Annotated in this window: 15 protein-coding genes; 10 read left to right on the top strand and 5 right to left on the bottom strand. The window is 49.6% G+C overall.

What is annotated here, in order from left to right; all coding sequences use genetic code 11:
* Positions 1–56: 56 nt before the first annotated feature.
* The gene (xni, locus tag MAQ5080_RS02335; protein WP_067205399.1) at positions 57–845 is read right to left on the bottom strand and encodes a flap endonuclease Xni; all 789 of its coding nucleotides are present in this window, start codon (positions 843–845) and stop codon (positions 57–59) included.
* Between the two features lie 109 nt (positions 846–954).
* Here xni and MAQ5080_RS02340 point away from each other — a divergent pair, with 109 nt between their 5' ends.
* Both MAQ5080_RS02340 and MAQ5080_RS02345 read left to right on the top strand, forming a co-directional pair.
* Positions 955–2,208: a hypothetical protein gene (locus MAQ5080_RS02340; RefSeq protein WP_067205396.1), complete on the top strand. Its 1,254-nt coding sequence runs from the start codon at positions 955–957 to the stop codon at positions 2,206–2,208.
* Between the two features lie 204 nt (positions 2,209–2,412).
* Positions 2,413–3,729, top strand: coding sequence for a TolC family outer membrane protein (locus MAQ5080_RS02345; protein WP_067205393.1), 1,317 nt, complete (start codon positions 2,413–2,415; stop codon positions 3,727–3,729).
* A gap of 78 nt (positions 3,730–3,807) precedes the next feature.
* On the opposite strand, the gene MAQ5080_RS02350 is transcribed toward MAQ5080_RS02345, so the two are convergent.
* Positions 3,808–5,109, bottom strand: a complete 1,302-nt coding sequence (locus MAQ5080_RS02350; protein WP_067205389.1) for a M18 family aminopeptidase — start codon at positions 5,107–5,109, stop codon at positions 3,808–3,810.
* A gap of 123 nt (positions 5,110–5,232) precedes the next feature.
* On the opposite strand from MAQ5080_RS02350, the gene MAQ5080_RS02355 reads away from it, so the two are divergent.
* Positions 5,233–7,251 (top strand): carboxy terminal-processing peptidase, encoded by a 2,019-nt coding sequence (locus tag MAQ5080_RS02355; RefSeq protein WP_067205385.1) that lies wholly within the window; start codon positions 5,233–5,235, stop codon positions 7,249–7,251.
* 35 nt (positions 7,252–7,286) lie between these two features.
* Here MAQ5080_RS02355 and MAQ5080_RS02360 read toward each other — a convergent pair whose 3' ends face one another.
* Positions 7,287–7,496 (bottom strand): DUF2788 domain-containing protein, encoded by a 210-nt coding sequence (locus MAQ5080_RS02360; RefSeq protein WP_067205381.1) that lies wholly within the window; start codon positions 7,494–7,496, stop codon positions 7,287–7,289.
* A 34-nt stretch (positions 7,497–7,530) separates the two neighbouring features.
* On the opposite strand from MAQ5080_RS02360, the gene ybfE reads away from it, so the two are divergent.
* The 4 genes from ybfE (at position 7,531) to MAQ5080_RS02380 (ending at position 10,618) form a co-directional block, all read left to right on the top strand.
* Positions 7,531–7,821 (top strand): LexA regulated protein, encoded by a 291-nt coding sequence (gene ybfE, locus MAQ5080_RS02365; RefSeq protein ID WP_067205377.1) that lies wholly within the window; start codon positions 7,531–7,533, stop codon positions 7,819–7,821.
* 6 nt (positions 7,822–7,827) lie between these two features.
* Positions 7,828–8,406: a thymidine kinase gene (locus MAQ5080_RS02370; protein WP_067205374.1), complete on the top strand. Its 579-nt coding sequence runs from the start codon at positions 7,828–7,830 to the stop codon at positions 8,404–8,406.
* A 3-nt stretch (positions 8,407–8,409) separates the two neighbouring features.
* Positions 8,410–9,312 (top strand): recombination-associated protein RdgC, encoded by a 903-nt coding sequence (locus tag MAQ5080_RS02375; protein WP_067205371.1) that lies wholly within the window; start codon positions 8,410–8,412, stop codon positions 9,310–9,312.
* A gap of 145 nt (positions 9,313–9,457) precedes the next feature.
* On the top strand, positions 9,458–10,618 hold the full coding sequence (locus tag MAQ5080_RS02380) for a cation diffusion facilitator family transporter (protein WP_067205368.1): 1,161 nt from the start codon (positions 9,458–9,460) through the stop codon (positions 10,616–10,618).
* Here MAQ5080_RS02380 and MAQ5080_RS02385 read toward each other — a convergent pair.
* On the bottom strand, positions 10,615–11,925 hold the full coding sequence (locus MAQ5080_RS02385) for a DNA recombination protein RmuC (protein WP_067205364.1): 1,311 nt from the start codon (positions 11,923–11,925) through the stop codon (positions 10,615–10,617). The two genes, MAQ5080_RS02380 and MAQ5080_RS02385, sit on opposite strands and share 4 nt — an antisense overlap.
* Before the next feature lie 70 nt (positions 11,926–11,995).
* On the opposite strand from MAQ5080_RS02385, the gene MAQ5080_RS02390 reads away from it, so the two are divergent.
* Genes MAQ5080_RS02390 through MAQ5080_RS02400 form a run of 3 tightly spaced genes read left to right on the top strand, consistent with a single transcriptional unit; the run spans position 11,996 to position 16,074 of the window.
* Positions 11,996–12,613: a YigZ family protein gene (locus MAQ5080_RS02390; RefSeq protein ID WP_067205361.1), complete on the top strand. Its 618-nt coding sequence runs from the start codon at positions 11,996–11,998 to the stop codon at positions 12,611–12,613.
* A 2-nt stretch (positions 12,614–12,615) separates the two neighbouring features.
* Complete coding sequence (gene rapA / locus MAQ5080_RS02395) at positions 12,616–15,447, top strand: RNA polymerase-associated protein RapA (RefSeq protein ID WP_067205359.1); 2,832 nt, start codon at positions 12,616–12,618, stop codon at positions 15,445–15,447.
* Between the two features lie 9 nt (positions 15,448–15,456).
* Positions 15,457–16,074: an RluA family pseudouridine synthase gene (locus tag MAQ5080_RS02400; protein ID WP_067205357.1), complete on the top strand. Its 618-nt coding sequence runs from the start codon at positions 15,457–15,459 to the stop codon at positions 16,072–16,074.
* A 27-nt stretch (positions 16,075–16,101) separates the two neighbouring features.
* Here the strand turns inward: MAQ5080_RS02400 and MAQ5080_RS02405 are convergent, their stop codons facing one another.
* Positions 16,102–16,392, bottom strand: a complete 291-nt coding sequence (locus MAQ5080_RS02405; protein ID WP_067205354.1) for a cysteine-rich CWC family protein — start codon at positions 16,390–16,392, stop codon at positions 16,102–16,104.
* Positions 16,393–16,432 lie beyond the last annotated feature (40 nt).

Raw genomic sequence — 16,432 nt, forward strand, 5'->3', positions numbered from 1 at the left:
GCATGCAACTAATAAGAATTTGCTCGGGTCGCAACTGAGCCTGACAGAGTGCCCCGTCAATGGTGACTGCCCTTTCGTTCCAGTTGCGAAAGACGAATTCCTATTTCGACATCTAGTTTAAGCGTCACCATGGCGCGAGCAAATTGGCAATGCTCGAGCTGCCCCTGCAACAGTTTTTGGTATTTTGCGGGATAGTCGGTTAAATCGGCGAATACGTCTTCTAAAGACTGTTTGCCTTGTAAAATCTCAACAGAGGACTTGGGGCCTACGCCCTTCACCCCAGGAATATGGTTGGTGGTGTCTCCGACTAATGCCCAGTAATCCGGCAATTGTTGCGGCTTAACGCCGTACTTTTGCTCCACCCAGAAGGCGTCATAGCCAAGCTTGGCAAAGTAGTCGTACTGTAAAATATGCGGGTACTGTAACAGCTGAGTATAGCCTTTATCGGTCGAGACTATCATCGAAGCAATGTCATGCTGGCTGGCTTTATAAGCCAAGGTCGCGATCAAATCATCCGCTTCCCACCCCTGTAGGCGAAGACAAGGCCAGCCATTAAAACGAAACACCTCGGCAAAGCTGGCCATCGCGTCTAGCAAGCTGTCGTCCATCGGCGGACGGCCCAGCTTGTACTCAGGAAACATTTCATGGCGCCATGTTTTAGCAGGTGAATCAAAGACAATGGCCATATACTTGGGTTCAAACTGATGAACAAGTTTTGCCAAGGCATCGATACACAGGCTTTGCGTGCGTTCAATACGTCTTACATCATCAGTTTCACTGTCCAGTGCCGCGTGTAAGCGTCTTATCAAATTTAAGCTATCAATCAGTAAAAGCCCGTTCTGCACTGCTACCTTCCACTTTGTGTCCTATATATCTGTCGCCATTCTACGTTATTCTGAAACGCAATGGGGAGTTTGCTAGCCCTTGTATGTTAAGTTCAACGGAGGAAACGTTATGGACACAAAAACAATTCTAACCAGTGCCACCGTCACTGGCTTGCTGCTCACCGCCTTGCCGACCTTGGCCTCCCCCGAAGCCATCGTCATTGAGCGCCAAGGCAGCCAAGTCACCGAACACTTGAGTAAAGCCGCCGAACTCAGCTTTACGCCCATTGAAGGCTCGATCATTCCGATCGCCAAAAACTACACGCCATTTCAGCTTCCCGAGTTTTATAACAGTGAACGCCGCCATTGGAGTGACCACTTAGGCCAGCCGGTCCGAGTGGAGCACAAAAGCCGTGATCTTTCCCTAGAAGGCACCTTAGAAGCGGTCAATGATCGCTACTTCACGCTTAGCGTTAAGCGTGTGGCCGGCAATTACCCGATCAGCGACTTTTATTTAATACCCACTTTAGCGGCGTCTAAAAGTCGCACCGCGTTAAATTATCAGGGGCTACTTACCTATCAAACCAGCGATATTTTATGGCAACCTGAGCTGACCATGATTATCGATGAGCAAGATGTCACTCTGGTACAGCAGGCCAACATCCAAAACCACTCTTCCCAAGACGTAGACCTAAGCTCGGCGTTACTGCATTACAACCAGAAGCAAAATGTGGCACGTCCGATGTTGATGAAAAGCACCATGGCCAGCGACATGTCATTGGAACGTAGCGCGCCAGCCACGGAATACAGTCACAGTGAAATCACCCTAGAGTTGGAACAGCTGGCATTGCCCGCCGCCAGCCAGACCTTAGTCGATTTAGGCAAAACCAGCAGTCGCATTAGTAACCGCAGCAACGTCAGCACTGTGTACAGCTACCCTTCTTCTAGCAAGCTTCCACTAAGCTTCCAGCAACAAATTCGCTTTGACAGCCCAAAGGATCTGATTCCAGGCCACTACCAAACGCTTTGGCATAAGAAGCCTTACTACTTAAAAGGTAACCCAGTGACCTTACAAGACACCCGTGAAGGGGCGGAAGTGGAAGTGATGCTTAACCGCAGCTTAGACCTAAGCGGTGACATCACCTTGATTACCGAGTCACATAAGCAGCAAAGCACCACGCAAACGTGGGAGTTGACCCTTAAAAACCTCTCTAAGCAGCCGCAAAACTACGCCATTACCCATCGCTTAGAGGCCCCCATTCGCGAGCTGTCTTTGCGCTCTTTGGAGCAAATTGACGCCCAAAGTGTCGCCCTTCAAGGCACGATTGCACCAAACACAACCTACCAAGTGCGCTATACGGCAGAATTGACGCACACTAAATAGCTTCCTTCACTGCCTCCCGATCCAGAGGCCAGCAACGGGCCTCTGGATCACCAGCAAATTTATTTACACAATAGGTCAGGACGTTTTTCTGAATGGGTATGATATGGTCAGTAGTCATACAAGATATAACGAAATTGACGGTATTCAGCGTATGGAGCGTCAGGTAATATAAATTTATTTCATATCGAGGCAGAAAAGGAACCTATGAAAAAGCAAATTATCGCATCGATTATTGCAGCGGCGGCGGCACTGCCGGCAGCCCAAGCGGAAACCTTAAGTGAAGTATACGATTTAGCCAAAGCACACGATCCAAGCCTAAGAGCCGCCAATGCCTCTTACCGCGCTGACAAAGAGCAAGTCGAAGTGACCCGTGGCAACCTGTACCCAAACATTAGCTTCAGTGGTAACTTGGGTTATACCAATACCGACCCTGACAACGGGGAATCCTTCAACAACAAGCAAAATCAGCTGGCCCTCAACCTAGATTACCCGATTTACTCGCCGGCTCTAGATTACGGTGTCGATGCGGTTGAACTGACTTTCAAAAGCTCAGGTGTAGAACTAGAACAAGCCCAAGAGCAACTGATTTACGATACCCTGAATGATTACTTTGCTGTATTAACGGCTCAGGCCACTCTAGATACAACGCGCTCACAAGTGAAAAGCTACGCTGGTCAACTTGATCGAGTGAAAAAGCAATACGAAGTGGGCTTGGTTTCCATTACCGACCTACAAGATGCACAAGCGGCCTATGATTCGATTCTGGTAACAGAGCTGAACGCCGAAGCAGAGCTGACCATTGCTCTGGAAGCCCTTTACCAACGCACTGGCACCAGCATCGAGAACATTCCACGCTTGGCGGAAAACTTTCCCATTGAAGTGGACCCTAACCTGAATGCCAACGACCTAATCCAGCGCGCCATGACTGCCAACAAGAATGTGCGTGTACTGGACCTGTCCGTTGAGTCGGCGCAAAACAACATCAACATTCAAAAAGCCAGCGGTCGTGTCCCCACCGTGGCCGTCACAGGTTCCTTGGCACGTACGGACAACGACTACTCTGTGGAAACCTCGTCTCGCTCTGACGGGGTGACCAACACCTCTTCAATAGGCTTGGGTGTGAATATTCCGCTTTACAGTGGTGGTGCGATCAACGCCTCAGTACGCCAGGCGACAGCCAGTGCCGAAGCCGCCGTGGAAACACGCGCCAACTCCATTCAAGATATTGAGTTGAGCATTCGTAGCGCGGTCCTTCAATTGAAGACCCTCGCAGCTCAGGTGAAAGCTCAGAAACAAGTGATCGTTTCTTCTGAAAGTGCTTTAGAAGCCACACAAGCGGGCTACGATGTAGGTACCCGTAACATTGTTGAATTGTTGGATGCGCAGTCGACTTACTTTGACGCGAAGAACACTTACGAACAACTACGCTACAACTTTGTCCTGCAGCAAATCACACTGGATCAGCTAACGGGTGATCTAGATGAAGCAGACATTGCCGCATTGAACCAATGGTTGATCTAAACCATAGCATTTGATGCCTACACAACTAAAAATGCCCAGCACTTGCTGGGCATTTTTGTTTCTTTTAAGACGTACAGCTTACTTAGTAATTAACTGCTCGCGCTTGGCGAATTCGAGCAAGATTTTGTACAGGTTAAAAGCATCTACGCTGCCCGCCAGCTCACGGATCGAGTGCATTGCAAAAGTCGGCAAACCGATGTCCAAGGTCGCCACGCCAATTTCACCGGAAGTAATCGGACCAATGGTACTGCCACAAGCCATATCGCTGCGCACGACAAACGTTTGCGCCGGTAAGTCCAACTGGTTGGCAATGTCTTTGTAGACCGCAGCCGTTTCACTGTTGGTGGCGTAGCGTTGGTTATTGTTCACCTTGATCACCGCCCCTTGGTTAATCAAAGGGGCATGCTGTTGATCATGCTTCATTGCATAGTTGGGGTGCAGCGCGTGGGCATTGTCCGCTGAGATCAGCATCGACTGCTGTACCGTTTGCGTGTATTGCTCAGGGACTGGCGTCAGACGACGTAATACGTCCTCTAGGAAGGGACCATTGGCGCCGCAGGATGACAAACTTCCCACTTCCTCGTGATCGGTACAGATCAATAAAGTTGGACGATTAGAATCTGCGTTTAATAGCGCTTGCATGCCGACGTAACAACTCAATAGGTTATCCAGACGCGCCGCACTGATATAGTCACCATGTAAGCCGGTAATAGCAGCCTTTTGTACGTCGTACAGGCTTAACTCAAAGCTCAGTACCGATGCCACAGAGACATCATTATGTTGACGCAGGATTTGCTCAGTCAGCAGTTTTTCCAACTCAAAGGTGTGCTCCGCACCGCATAACACCGGCAGGATTTCTTCCTGTGGGTTGACCTTAAAGCCCTCAGTATTGACCCCGCGGCTTAAGTGAATAGCCAGATTCGGAACCAAGGCAATCGGGTCTTTAAAATCGATCAGACGACTTTTCAACTCACCGCTTTCAGTTTTAAAGGTCACACGGCCAGCAATCGACAGGTCGCGGTCTAGCCAGGTATGCAACAACGCGCCACCGTACACTTCAACCCCCAATTGATGGTAGCCGAAGCGTTCTACATGGGCATTTGGCTTCAACTTCAAGCAGGGGCTATCAGTGTGAGCACCAATCATGCGGAAACCTTGATGGGCAAAATCCAGCGTTGGCGTAGTGAAAGCGATGATCGATGAGTCGTTGCGGGTAACGAAGTATTTACCGCCTTCGCTAATAACCCACTCTTGTTGCTCATCTAGCGCTTGGTAACCTGCCGCCAGCAGATCACGCTTCATCGTCGCTACTGCGTGAAAAGGTGTGGGGGAATCATCAAGAAATGACAATAAACAATGATTAAAGCTGGCTTGATTCATATTTTCCTGCTGAGTCAATGAGATAAAAAACGACTTTTTCACCACTGGACTGGTCTTGTCGATACGAGTCTAATATGATTTTAGGGAATCACAGACAAATCAGTTTAAGGGAACCAATCGCGGATGATCTACAAACGCCTGTTGTTAAGTTTACTTCCAAGTATCGCGTTAGCCAGCGGTTCCGTTTCGGCCTATGAAAAACTTGAACCACCGCACGATTACGACCAAGTGGCACAAGAAATCGTAGCAACATTGGAAAGCGTTCACTATAACAAAACTCTGATCGACGATGAAATTTCAGAGCAAGCTTTCGATAACTACCTAGATGCCTTAGACCCATCACGCAGTTTTTTACTGAAACGAGACGTCGAGTCTTTGTCTCAATACCGCAACACCTTCGATGACGCCCTACGTAACGGCGACTCGCAAGTCGCTTACGACATCTACAACCTTTATCTAGAGCGCGCGGAAGCGCGATTAGAAAAAGTGCTGGCCGAGATTCCAGACATGGTCAAAAGCTTTAGTTACGATGTCGATGAAAGCCTCAATGCCGACCCAGACAAACTGGCCTGGGCGGAAACCGAGACCGAACTGGATAACTACTGGCGTAAGCGCATTAAAAACCGTGCCCTGACACTGAAACTTAACGGTGAAGAGCAACAGGATATCATTGATGCCATTGAACGACGTTATCGCAGTCAGCTGCGTCAAATTGATCAAACCAATGCGGTGGATGTGTTCCAAAGCTTCGCCAACTCGGTGACGGCAGCACTCGATCCACACACCAGCTATTTCGCACCGCGCGCATCGGAAGCCTTCAACATCAATATGAGCTTATCCCTAGAAGGGATTGGTGCGGTACTGCAAATGGAAGATGACTACACCAAGGTGGTGCGTCTGATCCCCGGCGGTCCAGCCGAAGCACAGAACGAACTGGCACCGAATGATCGTATCATCGCTGTTGGCCAAGAAGGCGAACCTATGGTGGATGTGATCGGTATGCGTCTTGATGACGTGGTCGATATGATTCGTGGTGAACGCGGTACCAATGTGGTACTAGAAATCATTCCCGCCACCAGCAGTACCCAGAACAGCAAGAAGATCACCATCACGCGCGAGAAGGTCAAACTCGAAGACCAATCAGCGCAAAAGAAAATCGTTGAAGTAGAACGCGGCGGTGAAACCTTTAAAGTCGGCGTCATTGAACTGCCTACCTTCTATTCAGACTTTGCCGCGATCCAACGCGGTGATCGCGACTATAAGAGCTCTACCCGTGATACGAAAAAGCTCATCGAAGAACTACAGGAAGAAGGCATCACCGCCTTGATCCTTGACCTACGTAACAACGGCGGCGGCTCACTGCAAGAAGCCAACTCTTTAACAGGCCTCTTTATTCCGGCAGGTCCTGTGGTGCAAATTCGTGATGCCTCAGGCCGAGTGAGTATCTTAGGCGACCAGGATCGTGATGTGGCCTACAGTGGCCCAATGGCAGTAATGGTCAACCGTATGAGCGCCTCAGCCTCGGAGATCGTCGCCGGAGCCTTGAAGGACTATGGCCGCGCCATCATTGTTGGCGACCAAACCTTTGGCAAAGGCACGGTACAAGTGCTGCAAGAAGTCGACAAAGGCCAGCTTAAGATTACCCAAGCTAAGTTCTACCGTGTCTCTGGTGAGAGTACCCAGCATCAAGGCGTGATGCCAGACATCAACTTCCCATCTTTAATCAACACTGATGAAGTGGGTGAAAGTGCCCTAGAAAAGCCATTGCCTTGGGACAAGATTCACGAGACACGCTACCCAGTCTACTGGCACTTTGACGAGTATCTAGCCGACCTCACCTCATTGCATGAGAAGCGCATCAAACAGGATGCTAACTTCGTCGCGCTAGAAGATCAGATTGCTTACGTGAAACAGCAAAACGAGCACTTCAAGTCGATTTCATTGAATGAGCGAACGCGTGAACAGCAACGTGAAGAAAGTGAACAAAGCGGACTCGATCGTGAAAACAAACGCCGCCAAGCGCTGAATTTGCCGACCATTGAAGATGTCGACGATATCGAAGCACCGGAAGAGGATGTTTACGCCCATGAAGCGGCGGAAGTCATCCTAGACTTCATCAGCCTCTATCAACAAAACCACTAAAAATTGGCCATCTGTTTAGGCTATCTGGTGATAGTCTAAACAGAACCCCCAAGAATTAGCTCAATCACAACACCTTTTAGCACAAAAGCTAGCATTCCAAGGCCCAAACCACCGATAATAATAAAGGTGCCAAGTTTACCGGCATTTGATTTACGAGCTAAGTCCCACATGATGAACAACATAAACAGGCAAAAGCCTGTGATAAGCACGGTCATCATCAAGGATTCAAATTCTTCTATTTCCATTTACAACCTACTGATTAGATATTCATTTTACGTTATGGCTAAAGCTTCTTCTGACCGCAATACCATCGACCTATTTGGCACGGTTCGCGGCCGCCCCCGTACTCATCCACTGCCACGCAAAGACCAACTCAAAGCCAATAAGCGCGTCCAACGCGAAAAGGAAAAATCGCTCGGGATGAAACGTGTCGAATTAGTAGTCGATGAGGATACCGTAAAAAAGCTCGACATGCTGTGTGAAATGTCAGGTATTAAACGTGCAGATTGGTTAACCATGCAAGTGGCCCTTGCCTTCAATAAAGCCAAAGTTCCTAACAAGGAAGGCTAACCGCTGATGGCCAAGCTCTACTACTATTATTCTGCTATGAATGCGGGTAAATCAACGACCCTACTCCAGTCCGCTTACAACTATCAAGAGCGCGGTATGAACACCTTGCTGTTGACGGCGGCACTGGACGATCGCTATCGCCAAGGTCGTATTACCTCGCGCATTGGCATCGCCGCGGAAGCAGAGCTTTTTGACGCCAGCACGGAACTGTATCAGCTCATCAAAGACAATCACCAGCAAGCCAGCATTGGCTGTGTGCTGGTGGATGAAGCGCAATTTTTAACCAAACAGCAGGTCTACCAGCTGTCCGAGGTGGTGGATCGATTGGGCATCCCCGTTTTGGCGTTTGGTATTCGTACCGATTTTCAGGGCGAGTTATTTCCCGGCAGCCAAGCTCTCTTGGCTTGGTCTGACAAGTTGATCGAACTGAAAACGATCTGCCACTGTGGCAGCAAGGCCACCATGGTCATTCGAGTGGATGGCGCAGGTCAAACAATCAAGGAAGGCACACAGATCGAAATTGGCGGCAATGATCGCTACATTTCTGTGTGCCGTAAACATTTTAAAGACGCGATGAAGGACTGATACATGTGGTTTAAGAACATACAAATATTCCAACTCAAAGACACGGAAAACTTCAGCAGTGCCGATTTGATCGCCAAACTTCCTGAGTTCCCATTGCGTGAATGTGGCTCACAGGATGAGTTTACCTTTGGCTGGATGCCACTGATTCGTAACAGCGAACAGTGGTCCGTTGCCAGTGACCTGTGTTTACTGATCCGTGCTGGCAAAGAAGAAAAAGTGTTGCCAAGTGCGGTGGTTCGAGAAGAACTCGAAGCCAAAGTCTCCGAAATCGAAGTGGTCGAAGGCCGCAAAGTCGGTCGTAAAGAGAAAGCCGACATCAAAGAAGAGTTGGTGTTCAGCCTGCGTCCGAAAGCGTTCGCAAAACGCACCGACATCTGGGCTTATATTGATTTAAAAGCCAAATTACTGGTACTTAACAGCACCAATGCAGGCATGACAGAGCAATTGTTCAAATTGCTGCAAACGACACTGGGCAGCTTTCCAATGGTGCCACTGCAAGCACAAGCCTCTCCAGCTATGGTGATGACCGATTGGCTGATGAAAAACGACGTGCCAGCGAGCCTTGAAACCGGCGATGAGTGTGAAATCGAAGATTCTTCAGAGGACAAAGCTAAAATCCGTTTTAAATCACTCGAACCGCTGTCAGAGGACGTGACCCGTCACCTTGAACAAGGTATGACGGTAAAAAGCCTGGCACTGCGTTGGACTGACAAGATGTCTTTTGTGTTGAACAGTGACCTGACTTTGAAGAAAGTAAAATTCGACGACACCCTAAAAGAATCGGCGTTTAATGATTCACAAGGTGGAGCCCTATCCGATATGGACGCTAACTTCTCACTTATGTCATTAACCATCCGTGAGTTTTTTGAGTCATACAAATTGTGGTTTGAAATCGTCGACGAATAACAGTTTTCCACAGTTTGGGTGGATAACCATGGGGAGAACGATGGCAATGCCAACAACCGTAAGCATCTGCCCTCTTAGCCCCTTATTTACCCGTAACATGAGTTCCATATCAACGCACTAGTGAACCCGCGTAGGACCCAAAACCATGTCAAAATTGCAGCAAGAAAAGCAAATAGCTCAACGAGTTACCATCGTTGGGGCATTTTGGGATGCAGTCTTAGGAATAGCCAAAATCATTGCTGGTTGGCTGTCTCAATCACAAGCCCTTATCGCTGATGGTATCCACTCCTTATCGGACTTGGTCACCGACGTATTCGTCGTGATCGCCTCCAATAATGCGCGCCAGGCGCCGGATAAAAACCATCCCTATGGTCACCTTAGGTTTGAAACCCTAACCACCGTGATTTTAGGCGTCATCCTCATTGTCGTGGCCACTGGTATTGTGTTTGAAGCCTTCAACGCAGAGACCACGCCTGTGGCCACTTGGTATGGTGTGGGAGCGGTTATTTTGACCATTGTCGTCAAAGAAGCCATCTTCCACTACACCAAACGTGCTGGCGATCAGATCGGCAGTAAATTATTGGTGGCCAACGCTTGGCACAGCCGTAGCGATGCGCTTTCTTCTGTAGCGGTATTGATTGGCCTTATTGGCGTCTACTTTGGCTACGCATGGGCCGACAAAGTGGCATCGGCAGTGGTCGGCTTTTTCATCGGCAAAATTGCCGTGGAAATGATCTGGGATAACCTCAAAGAATTGGTCGATACGGCACCGGATCCGAAAACCATCGAGCAAATCAAAGAGACCGTTTCGGGCCTTAAAAACGTCATGGCGCCACACGATATTCGTGCCCGCTCTATGGCCGGTAAGATTTTCCTAGATATGCACATTCACGTACCTGCCCACGCCACCGTAAGTGAAGGCCACTATCTGAGTGATTTGGTGGTTTACACCATTAAGAAGGCTCACCCTCAAGTACAGGACGTGATGGTGCATGTGGACACCGACGATCACATTCAATCCGATACCTTCGAGCATGAACACAGCGGCCGCCCACCTGCGCTGCAGTTGCCGGCCCGTGATCAGATTTTGGCGGATTTGGGCTTTATGCTTCGTACCCACCGAGCTTACATTGACCTAGAGTTAACTCAGCTGCATTACCTAAACAAGACGCTGAACATTCATATCGTTGCCAGAGCCTCGCAGGCTCCGAGCACTGATTTAAGCAAGGTGACACAAAGCATTTTATTTGATCTACAAAACATTCCTTACGGCAAAGAGCATAAGGTACTGTGGCTGCAAGACTAATCGTCTAGCTGTTCTTGAAAGTCTGGATCTTCTTCAGGGAGCGTTAACTGCTTGTTGGTTTTCGCTCCCATCAGACGCAAGCGCTCCGCTCGATTCATCAAGTTGCCACGCCCTACCGTCAATTTCTTCATCGCTTGTTCATGGCTGCGTGACAACGCGTCAATACGCGTGCCAATCTCATCCATATCTTGTACAAAGCCGGCGAATTTATCGTACATGGCCCCTGCTTGACGGGCGATTTCCAGCGCGTTTTGGCTTTGCTTTTCATTGCGCCAAATATTTTGTACGGTGCGTAGGGTAGCCAATAGGTTGGATGGCCCAGTGATGATAATGTTGTGCTCAAAGGCTTCTGAGAACAGGCCATTTTCAGCCTGCAAGGCCAAGCCATAAGCGGCCTCGATCGGGATAAACATAATCACAAAATCAAGCGACGTGATGCCTTTTAGATCATGATAATTCTTAGCACCTAGCTCTTTCATATGACGGCGAATCGCTTCTAGATGCTGGCGCAACGCTTGCTGCTTTTGCTGCTCGTCTTCCGCTTCCACATAGGCCAAATAGCTCACCAACACCATTTTTGAGTCGATGATGATTTGCTTGCTCTCAGGCAAATGCACAATCACATCCGGCTGATAACGTTTGCCCTCTTCGGTGTTCAATGACACCTGAACTTCGTACTCACGACCCTTTTCCAAACCCGAGCGTTCCAGTATGCGCTCTAAAATCACCTCGCCCCAGCCACCTTGCACCTTGTTTTGGCCTTTTAATGCCTCCGTCAAACTCATGGCATCGTCACTGATACGCTGATTCAGCAGTTGCAGATTTTTGATCTCTTTGACCAGCGAAAAGCGCTCGCGGGCTTCTTGGTCATAGCTTTGTTCAACCCGTTGTTGGAACTCATGGATCTTCTGACCCAGTGGTGTCAGCATGGCATGCAGTTGACGTTCATTCTCACTCGCTAACCGTGCACCCTGCTGCTGCATGATGTCCTGGGCTAACTGTTTGAACTGCACTTCATTCTGGTGTTTTTGCTGCTCGAAGAACTGTTCTTTTTGCTGCCAGATTTCCTGCGCCGCGGCAAACTGCTGCTCCAAGGTTAGGGCTTCTTTTTCGAGTTGATGCACTTCTTGCTGGGAACGTTCCAAAAGCTGTCGTGTTTGAATCAATTCCTGCACAGAATTTTCATGCTCAGCCTGCCACTTACGCTGGATTCTCTGTACAATACCTGCCGCGATGGCGGTCGTGATGGCAACACCTACAACACATCCCAAAGCAATCCACACAGATTGTTGCAACCAGTCTGTCATTATATTCAACCCGCCACTTTACGTTTAAAAACAAGAGCTTTTGTATAAACAATCGCTAAGCGAAGTTTACATGGATTACTACCAGAGCCCAACACACGAGCAGCGCTTTGATCTGGAAATTAAGAACAGCCAGTTCATCACCACGGTGCGCCGCACCCGAGGCCGTGACGAGGCCAAGGCGTTTATTGCCGATATTAACCAGCGTTACCCTGATGCGAACCATAACTGCTGGGCGTTTGTGGCCGGCGCCCCGAACAATGTTCATCTGTGGGATCAAAGTGACGACGGTGAACCCAAGGGCACTGCGGGCAAGCCGATGCTGAACGTGTTACAGCATTCCAACTTTGGCGAAATCACTGTGGTGGTGACCCGTTATTTTGGCGGTATAAAGCTAGGGGCCGGAGGCTTGGTGCGCGCCTACAGTCAAGCGGTTGTCGAAGCACTGGACAAGCTTGAATGGCAAGAAATTTACCCACGTCAAACCGTTTTCATCAAGATCGCCTATCCTTTGTTAGGTAAGGTGGAGTATTGGTTAGAAAACAGCGATATCGATGTCGATGACAAACAATTCTCCGAAGACATCGAAATGACCCTTGCCGTCATTGAACGTACTTGGCCTGAACAAAAGCAGGCTCTGATCGATTTATGTCAGGGCAACATTAAGATTATTGAAGACGACAAAGAGTAGTTATGTACCAAATTGGACAACGTTGGAGCAGCCGAAACGAACCTGATCTAGGGATCGGCATTATTATCGAATTACAGCCAAAATCTTTTGTCTTATTTTTTTCCGATGCTGAGAGTGAGCGCAATTACGCCGTCTCGCAAACCAGTTTAGTGCGCCGTACCCTGACCCCTGGCGACCAACTGATCTTTGAAGGTGAAGCGCACACGGTTGAGGAAGTGCGTGAGTTTGACGGCCTGATGGAGTACAACATCGGCGACGAATGGATCGACGAATCCGAAATTCAATTTCCACGTAACGACAAGAACGAGCTGGATTCCATCCTAGCGCTGTCCCCTGCACGTCGTATGTGGTTTGACCTACGCCGCAATACCCTCGAGCATCAAGCGGCGCATGCCGCCAGCCCAGTGCGTGGCTTAATGGGCTTGAAAGCCGAGCTGTTACCGCACCAAATCTACCTTGCCCACGATATTGCCAACCGACCTGCGGCACGTGCCTTGTTGTGCGACGAAGTGGGTATGGGTAAAACCCTAGAGGCCGGTTTGATTCTGCATCACCGTGTCCTCAATGGTTTGTCTGAGCGTGCTTTGATTCTGACACCGACCAACCTTCAGCACCAATGGTTAGTGGAAATGCTGCGTCGCTTTAATCAGCCATTTACCTTGATCAACGAAAGCGCCTACGAAGATTACATGGATGGCGACGACAACCCATTTGAAGGTCAGCCTTTTGTGATCGCGCCGATCGATTTTGTTTCCACAAACGGTAAAGCAGCGAAGCACATGCTGTCTGCAGAGTGGGATATGGTGATTGTCGATGAAGCCCACCACTTGGCTTGGGACCCAGAGACCCCAAGTATTGCCTACCAGCTGGTTGAGCAATTGGCACTGACCACAGAGTCTTTATTACTATTAAGCGCCACCCCAGAACAAACCGGTGAACGTGAGCACTTCTCTCGCCTACAGTTGCTGGACCCTGAGCATTACCACAGCTTTGAGGTATACCATGCTCAGCAAAGCGAATTTAAGCGCGCCGCAGAGCTGGCGGAGCAAATCTTACCCTTCACCAATGAAGACTCGACGGCAGACCTGCCAGATTGGGGTGATATCTTTTCTGACTACTTCCATGACGTGCAGTCAAAAGAATGGTTTGCCGACCTCGTTTCCAACGATGAAGCTAAACTGGTCAGCGCCGCACAAGATGCAATTAACTGGCTGATTGACCGTCATGGTACTGGCCGTGAGATGTTCCGTAACACCCGTGCGGCCATTGGTGGCTTCCCAGAGCGGAATCTAAACGTTTACGCCTTAGAAACCAACGACACCTTTGCCGACAGCGCCGCGCACCATGTATTGCCAGAATCTCAAGTAGACCACGGTTACTGGGAGCAAGACCCGCGCTGGAACTGGCTAAAAGAATTCCTCGGTGACCAAAAAGTAGGTAGCAAGGTATTGGTGATTTGTCACACGGCTGATATGGCACAATGGCTGAACGACCAGCTAACCTTTGCCGGCTTCCAGAGTGCGGATTTCCATGAACAAATGCCTCTGATCCACCGTGACCGTGCCGCAGCCTACTTTGCCGACCCAGATGGTGCGCAAGTGCTGGTATGCTCGGAAATCGGCAGCGAAGGCCGTAACTTCCAGTTTAGCCACAACTTGGTGATGTACGATCTACCGGAGCACCCAGACCTACTGGAGCAACGCATTGGCCGTTTGGACCGCCTTGGTCAGCGTAATACCGTGCAAATTCATGTTCCTTACCTAGAAGGTAGCGTGCAAGAGCGCCTCTACAAATGGTACCACCTCGCTCTGAATGCCTTTAACCGTACCACCGGTTCAGGCGACAAAGTGAAGTCAGCGTTCCAAGCCCCACTGCAGGCATTCTTGTACGGCAATGATGATGACGATGCCTTGCTTGAAGAAGCGCACATCTACCACGAAGCCCTGCTAAAACAAATGGAAGAAGGCCGTAACCGCCTGCTTGAGCTATCCTCTTGCCGCCCTAATGTCGCCCAGGCACTGATTGATCAAATCCAAGATCAAGAAACCCATGGTCTACACGAATACATTGAGCAAGTAACCCATGCCTTTAACATCCATGCGGAGTGTTTAAATGACGTACCAGAACTTGGTTCTTGGTTTATCCGCCCTTCGACGGACATGATGCTTGAAGCCCTGCCTGGCATTGAAGAAGAAGGTAAAACCTTGATGTTGGATCGTCGCCAAGCGAGCCAACGTGAAGACGTGGCGTTTGCGACTTGGGAACACCCATTGATCACCATGCTGATGGATGAGGTGCAAGGCTTTGACTCTGGCAAACTGACTTCAGCTATTTTGCCAATTGCCGCGCTGCCAGAAGGCACCGTATTGGTCGAAAGTATGTTCGTGATTGAAACCACAGGACACGCCCGCTTGAAGCTTGCTCAGTCGTTACCGATGACGCCGATTTGGCAGCTATCGGACGCCAACGGTAAATTCCTACAAAGCCAATTCACCCCTGAGAAGTGGGCGGAGAAGCTAAAAGGGGTGCCAAACCGCGTGGCCGAGCAATGGGTCGCAGCCCTCCGCCCGCAGCTGCTGGAGATTCTGCAAGCTCACCAGCTAAGCGCCCAAGAGCAAGCTCGACCGACAGTTCATAACGCCAAGGAAACGTACCAACGTAAGTGGCAGGCGGAGATTGAGCGTCTACGTGAACTGCAGCAGCAAAACCCGGCCATTCGCGATGAACACATCGCCGAATTCGAAAGCTACTTAAGCGAAGGCTTGGTACGAATTGATGAGCACCAAATCCGTTTGGATGCGATTCGTATCATCTTGACGACCAAGCCTGAGTAACTTTCGCAAGTGCTGAACATTCTCTATGAAGACCAATGGCTGGTGGTGGTCGACAAACCAGCCAAGTGTTTGTCTGTGCCCGGTCGCGGCGCAGACAAATACGACTCCATTGTGGCTCGGGCGGAGCAGCTTTACGGCGAAGCCCATGCCATTCATCGTCTTGATTACGCCACTTCTGGCTTGATTCTGATCGCTAAAGATCTAGAGTGCCAAAAGCGTATGTACGCCCAGTTCCGAGAACGCCATGTGCAGAAGGAATATCGCGCCATCATTCGTGGCGAAATCAAAGGCCAATGGGGAGAAGTACGTAAGCCATTACGCTGTGATTGGGAGCGCCGCCCGCGACAAATGATTTGCACCGAATGGGGCAAAGACGCCATCACACAGTGGACGCCTTTGAGTTTTGAAAATGGCCACACCCGAGTCAGCTTAAAGCCTATTACCGGGCGCTCACACCAGCTACGAGTGCATATGCAGAGTTTGGGGCACCCGATTCTAGGGGATGAGTTTTACGACTCGGAACCGACAGCGGAACAAGATCGACTATTGCTGCATGCTTATCGCGTGGAGTTCTATCACCCGTTTACCAGTGCTTGGGTAAAGTTTGTCGCCCCCTGCCCGTTTTAAGCATCGCTACGCAACCCGCCACGCTTACTAACTGTTGCCCGCATCAAAGAAGCTATCCATATGTCGATCACTCGAGAGTTTGACTGGTTGCGGTTTGATTTGCCCCGTAGCTTGTTTCTGCTGTGCATCTTGTGTGACACAGTGCTGGCAAATGCAGGCTTTGCCCCGTGCCGCAGTGGGCAGTTTGGCCAATAGGTCACTGTCAATCAACACATCAGGCTGATGGCACCAGCATGTGGAGGGGTCTTGCTTAAGCGTGACAGCACAATGGTTGTCAGCGCCACACAGCGGGCAACGGTTTGGATCGATGGAGCTCATAATTTCGACACTCTTACCTGTTAGTCATAAAGACTATATC

The sequence above is a fragment of the Marinomonas aquimarina genome (genome assembly GCF_900089755.1).
Classification (GTDB): domain Bacteria; phylum Pseudomonadota; class Gammaproteobacteria; order Pseudomonadales; family Marinomonadaceae; genus Marinomonas; species Marinomonas aquimarina.

Coding starts and splice junctions, on each gene's coding strand:
- MAQ5080_RS02390 (WP_067205361.1), top strand. CDS start 11,996: ATGGATTACTACCAGAGCCCAACACACGAGCAGCGCTTTGATCTGGAA.
- MAQ5080_RS02380 (WP_067205368.1), top strand. CDS start 9,458: ATGTCAAAATTGCAGCAAGAAAAGCAAATAGCTCAACGAGTTACCATC.
- MAQ5080_RS02355 (WP_067205385.1), top strand. CDS start 5,233: ATGATCTACAAACGCCTGTTGTTAAGTTTACTTCCAAGTATCGCGTTA.
- MAQ5080_RS02375 (WP_067205371.1), top strand. CDS start 8,410: ATGTGGTTTAAGAACATACAAATATTCCAACTCAAAGACACGGAAAAC.
- rapA (WP_067205359.1), top strand. CDS start 12,616: ATGTACCAAATTGGACAACGTTGGAGCAGCCGAAACGAACCTGATCTA.
- MAQ5080_RS02370 (WP_067205374.1), top strand. CDS start 7,828: ATGGCCAAGCTCTACTACTATTATTCTGCTATGAATGCGGGTAAATCA.
- MAQ5080_RS02385 (WP_067205364.1), bottom strand. CDS start 11,925: ATGACAGACTGGTTGCAACAATCTGTGTGGATTGCTTTGGGATGTGTT.
- MAQ5080_RS02350 (WP_067205389.1), bottom strand. CDS start 5,109: ATGAATCAAGCCAGCTTTAATCATTGTTTATTGTCATTTCTTGATGAT.
- MAQ5080_RS02405 (WP_067205354.1), bottom strand. CDS start 16,392: ATGAGCTCCATCGATCCAAACCGTTGCCCGCTGTGTGGCGCTGACAAC.
- MAQ5080_RS02340 (WP_067205396.1), top strand. CDS start 955: ATGGACACAAAAACAATTCTAACCAGTGCCACCGTCACTGGCTTGCTG.
- MAQ5080_RS02345 (WP_067205393.1), top strand. CDS start 2,413: ATGAAAAAGCAAATTATCGCATCGATTATTGCAGCGGCGGCGGCACTG.
- ybfE (WP_067205377.1), top strand. CDS start 7,531: ATGGCTAAAGCTTCTTCTGACCGCAATACCATCGACCTATTTGGCACG.
- MAQ5080_RS02360 (WP_067205381.1), bottom strand. CDS start 7,496: ATGGAAATAGAAGAATTTGAATCCTTGATGATGACCGTGCTTATCACA.